Origin of the sequence: Flavobacterium fluviatile, assembly GCF_010645065.1 — a bacterium.
GTDB classification, from domain to species: Bacteria; Bacteroidota; Bacteroidia; order Flavobacteriales; family Flavobacteriaceae; genus Flavobacterium; species Flavobacterium fluviatile.
Window position 1 is genome coordinate 19,897 of the sequence record NZ_JAADZW010000023.1, and the last position, 16,686, is coordinate 36,582.

A 16,686-nucleotide genomic window follows, 5' to 3' on the forward strand; every position below is an offset into this window, starting at 1 on the left:
CTGAAACTAAAGATTATCAGTCCGGTTCGTTCATGATTTTCTCGCGATACTTTTTACCAATCAATAACGTCATGTTTTTCTTGTAATCATCAACGAGCCATTCGCGGTAGTTTTTACTGCACTGGCTCAGACATTTTGCATAACGTTTGATTCGGCATTCGATATCATCATCAAGTTCTTTAGCCAGTGCTTTTGCTTCCTGCAATGTTTCTGTATTGTCTACACACATTGCAGCATGCTGGTCCAGCGATTTATCTAATACAATTTTTGAACGTAAATTTTGCTTGATCGCTAATTTATGTTCTTCATCGACATCAAAAGTAACATCGGCTGTTTTGCTGAATTTGGAACGCAATTCAGGCGGCATACTGTATTTAAAAAACATTTCGATTTCGGTATCATCACGCAGGTTTTCCAGATAGAATTCCGGTGATTTAAAAATGTGCTGCCAGTTAACCGGTTCGCTCCACAAACCAAAACGGGCTGCGTTGTTACCTAAATCAATAACAGTAAACTCATCTTTACCAGGCAACTTTCGGGATCCACGCCCAATCATCTGGTAATATAATGTCAGGGATTTTGTTGCTCTGTTCAAAATAATAGTCTCAACAGTTGGCTCATCAAAGCCGGTAGTTAAGATTCCGACAGAGGTTAAGATAGCATCCGGTGTTTTTTTGAACCACGCCAAAATTTCTTTACGTTCTTCTGAACTGCTTGTATTGTCAAGATGCCTTATATCGTAACCTGCTTCTCTAAAAGTATCATATACGTATAATGAAGTATGGATTCCGTTATTAAAAATTAAAGTCTTTTTTCCTAAAGAACGTTCAGTATAAGCATGCAGCAATTTTTCCTGCATCAAGGTATTCGTATATAAATCATCTGAAGATTTTACCGTATAATCTCCGTTGATACCTACCTTTAAAGAGGTTAAACCCACATCATAACTGTAAGTTGTAGCCCTGGCAAGAAATCCTTTATCGATTAACGAACTAATGGTATCCCCTACAATAAGCTCATCATAACTCTGATGCATTGGTAATTTTATATTAGAGCTTAATGGTGTTGCGGTTACTCCAAGAATAAAAGCTTTTTTGAATGAGTTCAATAATTTTCTAAATGAATTGTAATGCGCTTCATCAATAATTACCAAACCAATATTATCAAGATGTAATTTCTCATCGTTAATACGGTTTTTTAAAGTCTCAACCATTGCCACAAAACATGAATAATCATTTTGATCCGGCAGCTCTTTTACTTTACTATTGATGATTTTATTGGAAACGCCAAAACCTTTCAGCATTTTAGAAGTCTGCTTACAAAGTTCAATACGGTGTGTCAGAACCACCACTTTTTTATCATTATTTGCTAAATAACGACGCACAATTTCTGAAAAAATCACTGTTTTTCCACCTCCTGTAGGCAACTGATATAATAAATGATGCTGAGGAGGAGCGTTATCTAAACGGTCAAAAATAGCGTCAATATCGCCTTTTTGGTATGCATAAAGTTCTTTTCTGTCTTCTCTTTCTATTTCTAAAGTATTTTGGGACATTGTAATTTTTGGATTTTTGCAAAAATACACTTAAAAAACAGTTTTTCAATCTTATTTTCCTCTAAAATAAATATTTTTTTAAATAAGATTTTTTATGAGAAATGCATTTATACTTCTATTTTGTCTAAAATTGCTTCAAATTCGTATTTATTTTTCCACTTTTGTTGCAGAGTTTCATGCTGTACAGCAATAATTCTTTCTTTAAATTCATTCAAAATACCATTCGATATTATAAAATTTACTGCCTGTTCAAAAGAATTCAGCATACTTTTATAAAACAATTCCTGCTTTATAAAATTACCTGCCGAATAGGTTTGTGCTATTTCTATATTATAGAGCATGATATCTGCAATAACAAATGAATCAACTCCTAATACAATGAAATGTTTGATAATTTTCTGAGCCACAGAACGGCGCATCTTTGCTTTTGGGCGCCATTTTGCACCGGGCTTCTTTACAGGAAAATATTCATGCGAAATCTTCGTCTTGCTTTCCTGCAAAAGCTTGTCTTCTTTAGGATTAAAAACAAAATCATAAAAGACCTTTACAGGACTAAATTTATCGTATAGCTCAATAATTTGTTCTTCGAGCTGTTCTTTATTTAGCTCTGCCAGATATTTTTTTAAATCACGCTTACTCATACTCAAAGTTTAAGAATACAAAAGTAAATTACTTTTAGTACATACTTCAATAACCAGGTATAATACTTAATTTTGCAAGCTATAATTTAAAAAAAAAGATATGCTTAAGATTTTTAAAGTTACCGCCATTTTAGAAGGAATTTCGTTTTTGGTTTTAATTGCCAACATGCTTATTTTAAAAAATAACAATCCAGAACTTTATCATACCATTGTAAGACCTTTTGGAATGGGTCATGGAGTTTTATTTATTGCATACGTTATTTTGGCTATTTTATTAAAGAAACCACTAAACTGGGACATGAAAACATTAGGAATAGTTTTGATTGCTTCTCTTATTCCGTTTGGAACTTTTTATGTAGAAAAAAAATATTTAGGCAACTCTGCTAATGCATAAGCTTTTGGATAAAACATTCAACTTTTTATATCCACTTTTCAGAGATTGTGGCATGAGCCGCAGTTTTGCATCTTATACCAGCCTGATGTTTAATATTGCGATCATGCTGGCATTGGCTTATGCTATCTATTACTTAGCCAGGTTTGTTCTGGTAACACTGACAGCTGTTTTTGCGCAGCGTACAAAGACCAAATTTGACGATTATCTGATTAACAACAAAACTACAAAATATACAGCCTATTTAATTCCGTTTTTCTTTATTTACAAGGCAGTTCCCATCATTTTAGAAAAATATGAATACTGGGAACTGATGTTCGGAAAAATAGTTGGTGTTTATATTGTTCTGATTAGTTTATGGATTATCAGGACCATTTTCAATGCTTTACGCGATTATTTAAAAAACAAACCAGAATACAGTGATAAGCCAATTGACAGCTTCGTTCAGGTTATTATGATAGTGCTCTGGATTTTTGGTATTGCATTGATAGTATCTACCATATTCGGTATAAAAAGAGGTGAACTCTTAACAATCTTAGGGACACTTTCAGCAATCATTATACTTATTTTCAGGGATACTATTTTAGGCTTTGTATCCAGTGTACAAGTGGCTATCAACGATATGGTACGTATTGGCGACTGGATAACTATGGATAAATTTGGTGCTGATGGTGATGTGATCGAAATTAACCTGACCACGGTAAAAGTCCGGAATTTTGATAATACCATTACGACAATACCCACGTATGCCTTAAGTTCAGACTCGTTTCAGAACTGGCGAGGCATGCAGAATTCTGAGGGCAGACGTATCAAAAGACATGTTTTAATCAAAAGCAGCAGTATTCGTTTTTTGAACGATGATGATTTAAATCAGATGAAAAAAATACAGCTGATAACTTCTTACATCGAATCCCGACAAGCTGAAATTGAAAAATACAATGACTTAAGGGGCATAGATAAAAGTCTGGCAATTAATGGGCGAAATATGACCAATTTAGGGTTGTTTCGAAAATACATTATTCAATATCTGGTAAATACCCCAAGCCTAAATAAAGACATGCATATCATCTGTCGTCAGTTACAATCGACCGCACATGGAGTTCCATTGGAAATTTATGTCTTTTCGAGTGATAAGCGCTGGGCAAATTACGAATATATCATGTCCGATATTTTTGATCATGTTATGGCTTCTGTAGGTTATTTTGATTTGGAAATATTCGAATTGCCTTCAAGTATCGGAAATTTCGATAAGTAAATTTTAGTTTCAGAGACTTGGAACCTGAAACTAAAATTTATTTCTTTACTTCTTCAAAAACAAACTCAGAGTCTTTATAACTAAGAGTTCCCGGCAAAAAACACGGAAGATTCATGTAAGTTCCTATTACGCCATTTCCTAAAAACAGTTTATTTTCTTCCTTTAATAAAGCAATCGGAACCCTTTTCCAGCCTCCGCCGCTGGAAATGTAATGAAAGTCACCTCTTAAAGTATCTCCTTTTATATCTCCCCTTACATCTCCTGAATCTTTACCATTTCTGTAATACGATCTTTCATAACGCCCGTAAAAACGTTTATCACTTATCTGGACGGCTAAAATCGCAGTATCCTTATTGTTTACTGCCCGATAGATAACCTCATTATATTTATCTTTTTGTTCTTTAGAATTGCAGGACATCTGAAAAACGACTAGTAAAGAAACCAGAATTATTTTTTTAGGCATTTTAAAATATATCGGTTTCATCCTACAAGAATTTATTACATCAAACGGTCTTTTACAAATTCGATTTGGGTTTTTCCGTGCGGTTTTGGTTTTCCGTCTTCCCCTAAGTTCACCATAGTAGTATTGTCAATCGTGATTATGATTTCGCGCGTCATCATATTTCTTACGGCACATTTAAGAACGAGGGAAGTTGTTCCAAATTTCACCACATCAATTCCAATTTCTACAATATCACCTTGTCTGGCAGAGCTTTTAAAATTGATTTCAGACATGTGCTTGGTCACTACTTTCGGATTTTCTAATTGAACAATGGAGTACAAAGCAAGTTCTTCGTCAATCCAGGCTAATAACTGTCCGCCGAATAAAGTTCCGTTCGGATTTAAATCTTCGGGTTTAACCCATTTTCTGGTATGGAATCTCATATTTTTATTTTATACGGGGTAAAAATAGTTTTTTACTCTGATAGTCGGATTATGTTTTTTTATTAATTCTTACGATTTCAATATTTCGAAAATTTGCTGCTGAATTATTTCAAAAAAATCATTTCTAAAACTCAAAAAATTAATTCAACTAAATATTTAAATTACGAATTATTATTTGCTGTATTTGTCAGTAACTAAATCCGGGAAGTTATTTTTATAAAAGATATTTTTATAACTTTAAATAAAAACCATGAGCGACAGAGACACTTTTTTAAGAGAATTCAGAGGCGAAACTTTAGGAACAGTAAGCGCTCAATCATCAGCTGATGAAATATTTCAAAATCAAACCATTAGGCCTATTTTGAAACTTCAGAATGATTTATTTATTGCTGTTTTTATTAATTATGTCAATAAAAACAAAGCTGATTTTTATTCGTATTCTGTCGAAAAGAAACTCCAGACTATTGAAAATTCTATTCAAAAAGATATCAAATTCAGAAATTCTTTGAAAGGGATTGTCATGGCATTGTTTACTGTTGAAGAATATGAAACTTATATTAAGAATTCTTCTGACCTGAATAAACGAATGATGAATTTACTGATTGACAGATTGAAAAATCAGGTGCAGTTATTTGAAGTTCAGACCAGAAATTAAATTTTTTAAAATTTATGTAATAACAAAAAACCTGAAAAATCATGATTTTTCAGGTTTTTTGTTATTTAAAATCAATTAATAAATCCTTTATCTTTGTTTAAAAAGTTTATCAACTCAGCTTAAATATTTATAGTATTTTTTTAGTTTAGTGACTCATTTAATTTCCGCCACCCCTTTTAAGCTGCTCTTCAATTTTTGTTAAGTTGAAAGAACCTGGAGTTTGGCTAGGTGGATAATCTTTCATAGTTTGTAAAAACTTGCCTGCTAACTGTTGTATAGGTACCAGTATAAATGCACGATCCAGGAACCAGTTGTTATAAGCGTTGGCATTATGTTGTGCTTTTTCAAAAGGATCTCTTCTCAAATGGAACAACAACGGAACTCTTAATTCAGTAAAAGGTTCACGCCATACTTCAAATGCCTTACCTCTATTTTCAAGAAAAACAGCTTTCCAGTCATCATATCGCGCAGCTACAACTTGTCCGTCATCATTTACATACCAAAATTCATGACGCGGAGACTCTTTTGTTTTTCCAGTAATATAATCTAATTGATTGTAACCATCGATATAATTTTTATATGAACGCCCATTAAGAGAAACACCTTTTAATAATTTTTCTTTAATATCTGGAGCTCCCGCAATCGCTGCAAATGTTGGTAACCAATCTTCGTGAGCTACAATACCGTTCAATACCGTGCCTGCAGGGATTTTGCCCGGCCATTTTACATAACAAGGTACACGGTAAGCCCCTTCCCAGTTTGAGTTTTTCTCACTTCTAAAAGGTACTGTACCTCCATCAGGCCAAGTATTAAAGTGAGGAGCATTGTCAGTTGAATACATCACAATTGTATTTTCTTCTAAGCCATTATCTTTAAGAAATTTTAATATATCCCCTACCATGTTATCATGCTCAATCATACCATCGGTATATTCATCATTCCCTTTGTGACGGTGCTCCTTTTTAACATGAGTATGAAAGTGCATGCGGGTTGAATTGTACCAGACAAAAAATGGTTTGTCGGCACTTTTTTGTTTTTTTATAAATTCTTTGGTTGCCGCTAATGTTTCTTCATCAACAGTTTCCATTCTTTTTTTAGTTAATGGTCCTGTATCCTCAATTTTTCCTCCAGCATAAGAGTGAATTACACCCCGAGGACCATATTGATCTCTAAAAGTCTTACCGCTAGCTAAAACCATATCTCCAGGATAATCTTCATTTTCTGGTTCTTCTTCGGCATTTAAATGGTATAAATTTCCAAAAAATTCGTCAAAACCATGTTGAGTTGGAAGATGTTCATCCAGGTCTCCTTGATGATTTTTACCAAACTGTCCGGTAGCATAACCTTGTGACTTAAGTACAGTCGCCATAGTTACATCAGTTTTTTGCCAGCCTTCTTTGGCTCCTGGCAAACCTACTTTAGTCATTCCTGTTCGTACCGGAACATTTCCGCCAATGAATGCCGCACGACCAGCAGTACAACTTTGTTGGCCGTAGTAATCAGTAAAAGCGACACCATCTTTGGCAATTTGATCAATGTTTGGCGTTTGATACCCCATCATACCCCGGCTCCAAAAACTGGTGTTCCATGTACCTATGTCGTCTCCCCAAATTACTAAAATGTTTGGTTTTTTTTGGGCTGAAACAGAGATAGAAATAAAGAAGAATAATAACAGCAATGTAATACTTACTTTTTTCATTTTTTAAGATTTTAATGTTTTACTTACTAATCTTTTATAAAAATTAAGGCATTTAAATATTTGTAAAAAAACCTTTAATTAACATCTTATAAATTTAAAAGAATTGAATAATTATGCTTTAAAAAAGAGGTTTCAGATTATAATCTGAAACCTCTTTTTAAACAACACAAAGCATAAAACAGCAAAAAAATATAAAAAATCCCAATAGAGTCTTATAAGTTATATTAGAAAATGAGTAGTTATTGCAATGTCAACGAATAACCATAATTCATTTTTACAGCAAAGGCTGTTTTAGCTATAGAAATCTTCATCGCAAAATATATCAAATTGAATTTAATATTTTAGCAATTCAAATAAAGCTTCTTCAAAACGATTTTTAGGCAAAAACTGATCTTCCAGCGCTTTATTAAACGGAATCGGAGAGTCCAGACTCGCAACCCTTTTTACAGGTCCGTCAAGAAATTCAAAACACTGCTCCATAATCAATGCTGAGATATCGCTGGCAACTCCGCCAAACAGAGTGTCTTCCTGATAAATAATTACTTTCCCGGTTTTTTTTACCGATGCAAAAATTGTTTCGGTATCTAAAGGCTGCAACGTTCTTAAATCAATTAAATCAGCTTCAATATCCGGATTTTTCTCTAAGGTTTCCAATGCCCAGTGTACCGTTGCACCAAAAGCAATAATGGTTATCTTTTTCCCCTCTTTAATGAGTGCCGCTTTACCAAACGGTATTGTATAATAATCCTTTGGGACATCCTGATAAATATTTCTGTATAAAAGCTTATGCTCAAAAAACAAAACCGGATTCGGGTCGTTTATAGCTGTATTCAGTAATCCTTTTGCATCATACGGAAATGCAGGGTAAACCACTTTTAATCCCGGCGTTTTGGTAAACCATGCTTCATTGGTCTGCGAATGAAAAGGTCCTGCCTGAGTTCCGCCTCCACAAGGCATTCTGACTACAACATCAGCTTTTTCGCCCCAACGGTAATGTGTTTTTGCCAGTAAATTTACAACCGGATTAAAACCTGTTGAAACAAAATCGGCAAACTGCATTTCTACAATCGCTTTATAACCATTTATTGACAAACCCATAGCTGCTGATACGACAGCACTCTCACAAATAGGCGTATTTCTGACACGGTCTTTACCATAAAACTCAACAAAACCGTCTGTAATCTTAAATGCACCTCCATACTCTGCAATGTCCTGCCCCATGATTACAAGGTTTCGATGACGCTGCATTGATTCATTTAAACCATTTCGTATGGCATCAATAAAACGAATATTTTCACTTGGTGAATCTGCTGCAATAAACTCCTCAAACTCATAAGGCTTATAAACATCTGCCAATTCTCCTTGATATGTCGGAATAATTTCCGGTTCTGCATTTGCTACGTTTAAATTATCCTCGATTTCCTGTTTGATCTCGTTGTGAAACTGTTCATCTAATTCTGCTGTCAGAACTCCGGTTTCTGTGAGGAATTTTTGATAATTTGCAACCGGATCTTTGGCACTCCATTCATCCCTTAATTCCTGCGGAACATACTTGATACCGCTTGCCTCTTCATGACCACGCATTCTGAAAGTCTTAAATTCCAACAAAACAGGCCGTGGATTTTCCTGCATTTCCTCTTTCAATTCTGAAAGCTTATTGTAAACTTCCAAAATATTATTCCCATCAATAATATGGCTTTCCATACCATATCCAATTCCTTTATCTGCAAGATTTTCGCATAAATACTGTTCCTTTGTCGGAGTAGAGAGCCCATAACCATTATTTTCAATGATAAACATCACAGGCAATTTCCAGACTGCTGCTATGTTTAAAGCTTCATGAAAGTCGCCTTCACTGGTAGCTCCTTCTCCGGTAAAAACGGCTGTAATTTTTTTATTATTCTGAAGTTTATTGGCCAAAGCGATTCCGTCTGCAATTCCCAGTTGCGGTCCCAGATGCGAAATCATTCCTATAATTTTATATTCCTGGGTTCCAAAATGAAAACTTCGGTCCCTGCCTTTTGTAAAACCATTTGCTTTTCCCTGCCATTGTGAAAACAATCTGTGCAGAGGAATATCCCTTGAGGTAAAAACCCCAAGATTTCTATGCATTGGCAAAACATATTCCGACTCATCCAATACAGCTGTAACACCAACGGCAATTGCTTCCTGCCCAATTCCTGAAAACCATTTGGATACTTTTCCCTGTCTGATCAGGATGAGCATTTTTTCTTCGATTAACCGGGGCTTCAGTAATTTTTTATACAAATCTAATAATTGATTGTCGGTCAGGTCTTGTCTGTAAAAGATCATTTTGTTTGGGTTTTAGCATTTCAAATATATTAAAATATAACAACGCAAATAACCTGAAACGAATAAATACATTCAAAAAATAAATTGGAAGTTCAACTAAAACAGAAATGCAAATTATAATAACCCAGTTGGGTAATAATAGTTTTGGGATTTTAATTGTCGTCAGTTTGGGTTAATTTTCGATATAAAATTGTCTCGGGAACAAGAAATTAGAATTAAAACGCTTCCCGGTACATGTCATTTGCGTGCGGAGTGTATGAGCAGTTTAGTTCTTTTTCTTTACACAAAAATCGAATTGACGTTTTAAATAAATTACATCAAACGGATTATATTAAGTATTTTTTAGCAAATTTATTGAGTAACAAAATAAGGAGACAAAATATCTTCAAAATTATATAAACCTTCCTGCTTATCTTTTAAATTTTCGGCTACAAATACAACCCCGCTGCCAAAGGCTTCACGGGAAATACTTTCATGAATTAACCTGACAGTCTGAAAAGGAAACCCGAAAACAACTTCATGTTTGCCTACAATTCCGCCCGCTCTGACCGAATTTATATCATTTTCCTCTACATCCAGTATTTCAGCAATCTTCAGCGCTGTTCCTGAAACACCATCTTTTCCTTTAAAATGTTCTTCAATAATTTCAATATCAACCCAGGGAGCAATTCTCTTCAAAAATTTAGAAGCAAATAACAAATAATTTACACCAAGTGTGATGTTTGGGCTCCAAAATACCGTTGTGAGTTTTGAAAGTGATATTAAAAACTCTTTTTCTTTGGTAGAATAATGCGAAATAGCAGAAATAATTTTTACTTTTCTGATACTTGCTTCTTCTCCATAATTATAAATCCCTGAGGCTGATGAAAAATCAATTATTGCATCAACGGGCTGGGTATCTAAAAGTTCTGCAATTGGAGTCGTTTCACTGGAATATATTTTTCCAGGTTCATCAGAATCGATTCCCAGATATTCAGCAGTAGTGCGATTCTCTAAAATATGGCTTCTTTTTACCACCCATTTCAGAGAAAAATTTTTGTTTTGCAATAAAACCGATGCTACTGCTTTCCCCGTTTTTCCAAATCCGATTAGTCCTATTTTCATATTGCTCTTTTTTATAAAAATAGAATTTTCAATTTATAAAGAGGATGTTTTTAAAATTATTAACATGTTTTTAAAGAAAAAGTAGCCTAAAATTAAATTTTAATCAAATTATTAACTCTTGTTTTAATGTTAAATTATTGTACAAAACTATCAATTTTATAATAAGTTTTAAAATTCAAAACTAAAATATTCTCTACCTTTGTTACAGAAGGTTTGGAAACCTTTTTCTTAAAATAAAAATGTAAAGTATGCAAAACATTCCTAGTGTAGACTTACGTGATTTCCTTTCGGACGACCCGAAACGTAAACAAAAATTTGTAAATGAAATCGGCAGTGCATTTGAAAACATTGGCTTCGTTGCCTTAAAAGGTCATTTTTTGGATGACAAACTGGTAAACGAACTTTATAGTGAAATAAGAAAATTTTTCGCTTTGCCAGTAGAAACCAAGCATAAATATGAAATTCCCGGAATAGGCGGACAAAGAGGATATGTTTCTTTTGGAAAAGAACATGCCAAAGGTCGTAAAGAGGGAGATTTAAAAGAATTCTGGCATTTTGGCCAGTATGTTGACAAAGATTCCAAATGGGTCTCTGAATATCCTGATAATGTTGAAGTTAAAGAATTACCACGTTTTAATGAAGTTGGAAAAGAGGCGTATCAAATGCTTGAAAAAACAGGTGTTTATGTATTGAGGGCACTTGCATTGCATCTTGGTCTTGATGAATTTTATTTTGATGAATATGCCAAAGAAGGAAATTCTATTTTAAGACCAATCCATTACCCGCCTATTACTACTGAACCTGAAAACGCCATTCGTGCAGCTGCTCATGGTGATATTAACCTGATTACGCTTCTGATGGGTGCCCAGGGTAAAGGACTTCAGGTCCAAAATCATGACGGTGAATGGATTGACGCCATTGCTGCTGATGACGAATTAGTGATTAATGTTGGAGATATGTTATCAAGGCATACCAACAATAAATTAAAATCTACTATTCATCAGGTTGTAAATCCGCCAAGGGAATTATGGGGAACTTCGCGTTATTCTATTCCGTTTTTTATGCATCCCGTTAGCGATATGCGTCTGGATTGTCTCGAAAACTGTATTGACCCAGAAAATCCTAAGAAATATGACGATATTTCGGCTGGCGAGTTTTTACATGAACGTTTAGTAGATTTAGGTTTAATCAAAAAATAAACTTTTAAATCTCAATTTTTTAAATTCCAAATTCCAAACAATTCAATTGGAATTTGGAATTTAGTTTTTAGAAACTATAAATCATTTTAATAAAATGGACTTTAAAGATCAGTTAAAAAATTTATTCCCGGATCACGTAGAATCCAATGAACCTGAAGAAGTTCATAAAGAAGATCATGTGCTTTACGTTCAGAAAGAACCTATGATCTGCAAATTCGAAAAGCGAAAAGGAAAAGCTACAACCATAATCGAAGGTTACGAAGGATCTGATGAAGATTTTAAAATACTGGCCAAAGAAATCAAGACAAAATTGAGTGTTGGCGGAACTTTCAAAGATGATTCTATTATCATTCAGGGTGATTACCGTGATAAAATTATGGCTATTTTAAAAGAAAAAGGCTTTAAAACAAAAAGAGTTGGAGGTTAAAATTTAAATCTCAATTATTACATCCCAAATTCCAATAAATTGAGATCGAACTAAAAATCACAAAAACTCTTGTTTAAGTTTACCAATTGGAATTTAGAATTTAAAAAATTGGAATTTTAGAAAAAACTTAGTACCTTAAAAATGATAAAAGCATCAGAATTAATACTCAACCCGGACGGAAGTGTTTATCATTTAAACCTTCGTCCTGAACATATTGCACACGATATAATTTTTGTAGGCGACCAAAACAGAGTTGAAAAAATTACCCAGCTTTTTGATTCTATTGAATATTCGACTCAAAAAAGAGAATTTAAAACCCAGACCGGAATTTATAAAGGCAAAAGAATCACAGTAATGTCAACCGGAATTGGACCTGACAATATCGATATTGTCCTAAATGAATTAGATGCTTTGGTTAATATTGATCTGGAAACCCGTCTTCCCAAAAAAAAACTTACGTCTTTAAATATTATACGAATTGGAACTTCGGGTTCACTGCACGCTGATATACCTGTTGATAGCTTTGTGATGTCTAAATTCGGATTAGGATTAGACAATATGCTTCGCTCCTATCTGATTGATGAAGTATCGAATGCAGCAATTGAAGAGGCTTATGTAGCACACACCAATTGGGATATCCGAAAAGGAAAACCTTACGCTATTGTATGTTCTGAAAAACTGGAAAAAATTATAGAATCTGATGAAATATTCAAAGGAATTACTGCTACAGCCGGAGGCTTTTACGGACCTCAGGGAAGAGTATTGCGTTTGAATATCCAGGACGAGGATTTAAATAACAAAATGGATAATTTTAATTTTAATGGTGAACGAATTACCAATTTAGAAATGGAAACTGCTGCCATTTATGGACTTTCAGCATTATTAGGACATAATGCTTTATCATTGAATGCCATCATTGCTAATCGTGCTTCGGGTACATTCAGTGAAGATCCGTATAAAGCTGTTAATGAGTTGATTGCCTATACATTGAACAAACTGACTGGTCATTAATTAGAGAATTTGTCAATTTGAAAATTAGATAATATATGCATTTAAGAGTAGCAAGACATACAAATAATCTGAAAGCAATTGAAAATTTCTATGTTAATATTCTGGGATTTGAAACATTGGGAGGGTTTCAAAATCACAATAATTACAATGGTATTTTTATTGGAAAACCTGAATTAGACTGGCATTTTGAATTCACACAATCTCAAACAAAAGCGAATAATAAATTTGATGAAGACGATATAATTGTACTTTACCCGGATACAATTAAAAAATACAATACGTTACTGAAAAGTCTTTTAGAGAATAATATTCCGCAGATAACCGCAAAAAATCCGTATTGGAATGAAAATGGTAAAATGTTTCAGGATCCTGACGGTTATCGCATCGTAATATCTCCTTTAAAAGCAGAAAAATTGAATTAAATAATGGAACAGGAAACACATAAAAAAATACTTTTCAGATACTACAGCGATTTGCTGGAAGATACAGTTGTAGAAACAATGTGGGCAGAGATTATTGATTTGGAAAAAGGAATTTTTAAATTAGATAACATACCTTTTTTTGGACCTCTAATTGCCACTGATGATATTTTTTACGCCGAATTTGATGAGACTGAACAAGCTCTGGTTTATAAAAAAACGATAGAAAGTTTTGGAAACTCAATACTTCAGGTTGTAATTTTAGAAAAAGGATTTGATAAAGAAATCATCAGGGAAGAATTGAAATCATTAAATTGTGCTTCAGAAGGTTTAAATGAAACTTTATTTGCTGTTGAAGTTCTAAAAGATATGGATTATTCGATTGTACAAAATCTATTAAGCCAATATGAAATGCAGGAAATTATTGAATTTGCAGAACCTTGTCTTTCTGAAAAACACAGAACGGATTTATTGAAGAATTAGAGAATGTGTCAATTTTGATAATGAGATTATTTTTAAATCTAATAATTAACAAATCTAAAATCTAAACAGCCTAAAAAACATACCAAACAACTTAACTTAAACTTTAACCTAATGAAAACAGTAAAGATTGCTGGTGTTCCTGAACACTTCAATTTGCCATGGCAGTTATGTATCGAAAATGGCGAATTCGAAGCTGAGAACATCGATTTACAATGGAAAAATATTCCCGAAGGTACCGGCAAAATGTGCCAGATGCTGCGTGATGGCGAAACAGACATAGCTGTGATACTAACCGAAGGAATCATAAAAGATATCGTTGCCGGTAATCCCAGTAAAATTGTCCAGATTTATGTACAGTCCCCTTTAGTATGGGGTATCCATGTAGCTGCAAAATCTGATTTTAAGACGGTGAAAGACCTTGAAAATAAAAAAGCAGCTATTTCACGATTAGGCTCAGGATCGCAGTTAATGGTGTATGTGAATGCACATGAACAGGGATGGAAAACTGATAATTTAGAATTTGAAATTATCAATACAATCGACGGAGCCGTTGAAGCCCTGACAAACGGTACTGCAGATTACTTTATGTGGGAACGTTTTATGACAAAACCTCTTGTTGATAAAGGCATTTTCAGACGTGTAGGCGACTGCCCTACTCCATGGCCGTCTTTTGTAATTGCGGTTCGGGATGAATTTTTGAAAAAAAATGCTAAAACCGTTGAAAAAATCCTTGATATAATTAATAGCACCACGCAGGATTTTACCCAAATTCCGGATATTGCTCAGACATTAGCGGATATTTTTAATCAAAAGCCTGAAGATATCCAGGAGTGGCTGAAACTTACACAATGGTCTCAGAAAAATTTAACCGAAAAAGCCTTCCTTAAAATTCAAAATCAGTTATTTGATCTGGGAATTATTGATAAAAAAAGTACTTTTGTTGAAACCGTAAAAGCAATGTAATAAACACTGCTTTTTAATGCTATGATAAAATTTCCAAAAATTGACTTTCCACAATTAAAATCCAAATTACAGGTTAAATCTCCCTGGGATAGGATTATTATTATGATATTAAGTCTTTTGATTACCATTCCGGTTTTTATCATACTGCATCAAAACCTGATTGACTTAAAATGGTCTTTCAATTTAGACAGGGTAATTATTTTTATACTCGTTTTTATTGTTCTCTTCTTTCTTCTGATGTTGTTGCGCACCATTATCATCATTTGTATTATCCTTTACTTATTGGTTTTATTTTACGGAACAGTTATAGGAAATTATGGTTTTACTGAGATATCCGAAGATTATAATTCCATGATTTACACCATGTCTGACAATCCTTTTCCTCAGGATATTATTGTAGCAAAATTGCTGCCTTTTCCTAATAAATCCAAAATCATCAATGCGATAGAATATCAGGACCCAAAAGTCCGAAACTTTGCTGTGATGTCAACCACAAAGCATTTTAAGAAGATTAGAGGATATTCTGATTACAGGACAATTATTCAGTGTTTTGCTGTGTTTAAGGAAATCAACGAAAAGTGGAATTACGTTAACGACCCAAAAGAAGGCGATTATATAGCTACAGCCAGTGAATCCTTACAATATTTTTCGGGTGATTGCGACGATCATTCAATTTTAATGGCTGCAGCAGTTCGTTCTATTGGAGGAACACCGAGATTAATTCACACCAAAGGGCACATTTACCCGGAAATACTAATTGGATCTTTAATCGATCTGGAAAAAGTCAATTATCTGATTAAAAATGTGCTTTTTGTGAAAGAAAGTAAGGGGAAAATAATTCACTATCATATCGATGAACGCGGTCAGGTCTGGATGAATCTGGATTACACCGCCAAATATCCAGGTGGTCCTTTTATGTACGAAGAAATTTTAGGCGCTTTAACGCTTAATTAGGAGATTGAACTTCTTTCTATTTTTCATTAACCAAGAGTGAATAACATTTTGACTTTGAAGACTTATTTTTCATTCTGTATAATTAAATAATCAACTTCGTCTTTTAATTTTGGAAGATGGTTTATAAGTATTGACCAAATATTCTCATCGGAAATATTATCGTAAGCATGAATAACTTGATTTCTTAATCCAATAATTGCTTTTGCATTACTTATTCTCTCTTCAAAAGAATTGTCACGAGTGATTATTCTGTTTACGGCTTCACCAATTATTTCAAGATTCCTTTCAACGGCTCTCTTGAGCATCAAATTATTTTTGTACCTGAAAAAAACTTTTTCTTCTTCTTTGAAAAAGCTATCAATTTCATCGATACAAAGTTTAATATCATAAAGCCATTTAAGAATTCTTTCATCCATAAATTAGCTCTTTAGATTTGTTTATTGAATTAATTAAAATTGGATTTCTTAAAGTTTGTTCTTCAACTAAATCAACTTCACGTCCAAATAACTTTTCTAAATTATATTTGAAATCCATGTAATTGTCAAAATACTTAGACAATTCAATAGATTTGAATCTTACGAGTAAATCAATATCGCTTTCTTTATTAAAGTTGGAATTCACAGTTGAGCCAAATAAATACATTTTTTCCACATTGTAGATTGCACAAAGTCTTTTTAAATCTTCTATATTTCTGTCATCTATTCCCATTAATACAAATTTATGCAAAAAATA

The 16,686-nt window shown here is 33.5% G+C and carries 19 protein-coding genes; 10 read left to right on the forward strand and 9 right to left on the reverse strand.

Annotated features, from left to right (window positions below):
- Positions 1–16: 16 nt before the first annotated feature.
- Together GXM17_RS17990 and GXM17_RS17995 are read right to left on the reverse strand one after the other, a co-directional pair.
- Positions 17–1,555 (reverse strand): DEAD/DEAH box helicase, encoded by a 1,539-nt coding sequence (locus GXM17_RS17990; protein ID WP_163400870.1) that lies wholly within the window; start codon positions 1,553–1,555, stop codon positions 17–19.
- A 107-nt stretch (positions 1,556–1,662) separates the two neighbouring features.
- On the reverse strand, positions 1,663–2,196 hold the full coding sequence (locus tag GXM17_RS17995) for a DUF6155 family protein (protein WP_163400872.1): 534 nt from the start codon (positions 2,194–2,196) through the stop codon (positions 1,663–1,665).
- Between the two features lie 100 nt (positions 2,197–2,296).
- On the opposite strand from GXM17_RS17995, the gene GXM17_RS18000 reads away from it, so the two are divergent.
- Positions 2,297–2,590 (forward strand): DUF3817 domain-containing protein, encoded by a 294-nt coding sequence (locus GXM17_RS18000; protein WP_163400874.1) that lies wholly within the window; start codon positions 2,297–2,299, stop codon positions 2,588–2,590.
- On the forward strand, positions 2,583–3,842 hold the full coding sequence (locus GXM17_RS18005; RefSeq protein ID WP_163400876.1) for a mechanosensitive ion channel family protein: 1,260 nt from the start codon (positions 2,583–2,585) through the stop codon (positions 3,840–3,842). Before GXM17_RS18000 ends, GXM17_RS18005 begins: the two co-directional genes overlap by 8 nt.
- 37 nt (positions 3,843–3,879) lie before the next feature.
- On the opposite strand, the gene GXM17_RS18010 is transcribed toward GXM17_RS18005, so the two are convergent.
- Together GXM17_RS18010 and GXM17_RS18015 are read right to left on the reverse strand one after the other, a co-directional pair.
- The gene (locus GXM17_RS18010) at positions 3,880–4,305 is read right to left on the reverse strand and encodes a hypothetical protein (RefSeq protein ID WP_163400877.1); all 426 of its coding nucleotides are present in this window, start codon (positions 4,303–4,305) and stop codon (positions 3,880–3,882) included.
- 35 nt (positions 4,306–4,340) lie between these two features.
- Positions 4,341–4,727 (reverse strand): acyl-CoA thioesterase, encoded by a 387-nt coding sequence (locus tag GXM17_RS18015; protein ID WP_163400879.1) that lies wholly within the window; start codon positions 4,725–4,727, stop codon positions 4,341–4,343.
- Positions 4,728–4,977: 250 nt separating this feature from the next.
- Between GXM17_RS18015 and GXM17_RS18020 the strand changes: the two genes are divergently transcribed.
- Complete coding sequence (locus GXM17_RS18020; protein ID WP_163400881.1) at positions 4,978–5,382, forward strand: glyoxalase; 405 nt, start codon at positions 4,978–4,980, stop codon at positions 5,380–5,382.
- 157 nt (positions 5,383–5,539) lie between these two features.
- On the opposite strand, the gene GXM17_RS18025 is transcribed toward GXM17_RS18020, so the two are convergent.
- The 3 genes from GXM17_RS18025 to GXM17_RS18035 all read right to left on the reverse strand — a co-directional run bounded on the left by GXM17_RS18025 (position 5,540) and on the right by GXM17_RS18035 (position 10,498).
- Positions 5,540–7,081 (reverse strand): arylsulfatase, encoded by a 1,542-nt coding sequence (locus GXM17_RS18025; protein ID WP_163400883.1) that lies wholly within the window; start codon positions 7,079–7,081, stop codon positions 5,540–5,542.
- A gap of 333 nt (positions 7,082–7,414) precedes the next feature.
- Positions 7,415–9,394 carry an alpha-ketoacid dehydrogenase subunit alpha/beta gene (locus GXM17_RS18030; RefSeq protein WP_163400885.1) on the reverse strand — a complete coding sequence of 660 codons (1,980 nt, stop codon included), beginning with the start codon at positions 9,392–9,394 and terminating at the stop codon, positions 7,415–7,417.
- 351 nt (positions 9,395–9,745) lie between these two features.
- Positions 9,746–10,498, reverse strand: coding sequence for a 4-hydroxy-tetrahydrodipicolinate reductase (locus GXM17_RS18035; protein WP_163400887.1), 753 nt, complete (start codon positions 10,496–10,498; stop codon positions 9,746–9,748).
- Positions 10,499–10,746: 248 nt separating this feature from the next.
- Between GXM17_RS18035 and GXM17_RS18040 the strand changes: the two genes are divergently transcribed.
- The 7 genes from GXM17_RS18040 to GXM17_RS18070 all read left to right on the forward strand — a co-directional run bounded on the left by GXM17_RS18040 (position 10,747) and on the right by GXM17_RS18070 (position 15,954).
- Positions 10,747–11,697, forward strand: a complete 951-nt coding sequence (locus GXM17_RS18040) for an isopenicillin N synthase family dioxygenase (RefSeq protein WP_163400889.1) — start codon at positions 10,747–10,749, stop codon at positions 11,695–11,697.
- A 94-nt stretch (positions 11,698–11,791) separates the two neighbouring features.
- The gene (locus tag GXM17_RS18045) at positions 11,792–12,124 is read left to right on the forward strand and encodes a translation initiation factor (RefSeq protein WP_163400891.1); all 333 of its coding nucleotides are present in this window, start codon (positions 11,792–11,794) and stop codon (positions 12,122–12,124) included.
- Positions 12,125–12,265: 141 nt separating this feature from the next.
- A complete protein-coding gene (locus GXM17_RS18050; protein WP_163400893.1) occupies positions 12,266–13,135 on the forward strand; it encodes a nucleoside phosphorylase in 870 nt (289 codons plus the stop codon).
- 35 nt (positions 13,136–13,170) lie between these two features.
- Entirely contained in the window at positions 13,171–13,557 is a 387-nt protein-coding gene (locus GXM17_RS18055; RefSeq protein WP_163400894.1) for a VOC family protein, read from the forward strand.
- Positions 13,558–13,560: 3 nt separating this feature from the next.
- On the forward strand, positions 13,561–14,037 hold the full coding sequence (locus GXM17_RS18060) for a DUF4265 domain-containing protein (RefSeq protein ID WP_163400896.1): 477 nt from the start codon (positions 13,561–13,563) through the stop codon (positions 14,035–14,037).
- A 111-nt stretch (positions 14,038–14,148) separates the two neighbouring features.
- Positions 14,149–15,000, forward strand: coding sequence for a substrate-binding domain-containing protein (locus tag GXM17_RS18065; protein WP_163400898.1), 852 nt, complete (start codon positions 14,149–14,151; stop codon positions 14,998–15,000).
- A gap of 21 nt (positions 15,001–15,021) precedes the next feature.
- Positions 15,022–15,954, forward strand: a complete 933-nt coding sequence (locus tag GXM17_RS18070; RefSeq protein WP_163400900.1) for a transglutaminase-like domain-containing protein — start codon at positions 15,022–15,024, stop codon at positions 15,952–15,954.
- Between the two features lie 62 nt (positions 15,955–16,016).
- Here GXM17_RS18070 and GXM17_RS18075 read toward each other — a convergent pair whose 3' ends face one another.
- Positions 16,017–16,370: a HepT-like ribonuclease domain-containing protein gene (locus tag GXM17_RS18075; RefSeq protein WP_163400902.1), complete on the reverse strand. Its 354-nt coding sequence runs from the start codon at positions 16,368–16,370 to the stop codon at positions 16,017–16,019.
- Positions 16,363–16,662, reverse strand: a complete 300-nt coding sequence (locus GXM17_RS18080) for a nucleotidyltransferase family protein (RefSeq protein ID WP_163400903.1) — start codon at positions 16,660–16,662, stop codon at positions 16,363–16,365. The genes GXM17_RS18075 and GXM17_RS18080 overlap by 8 nt, the downstream gene beginning before the upstream one ends.
- Positions 16,663–16,686 lie beyond the last annotated feature (24 nt).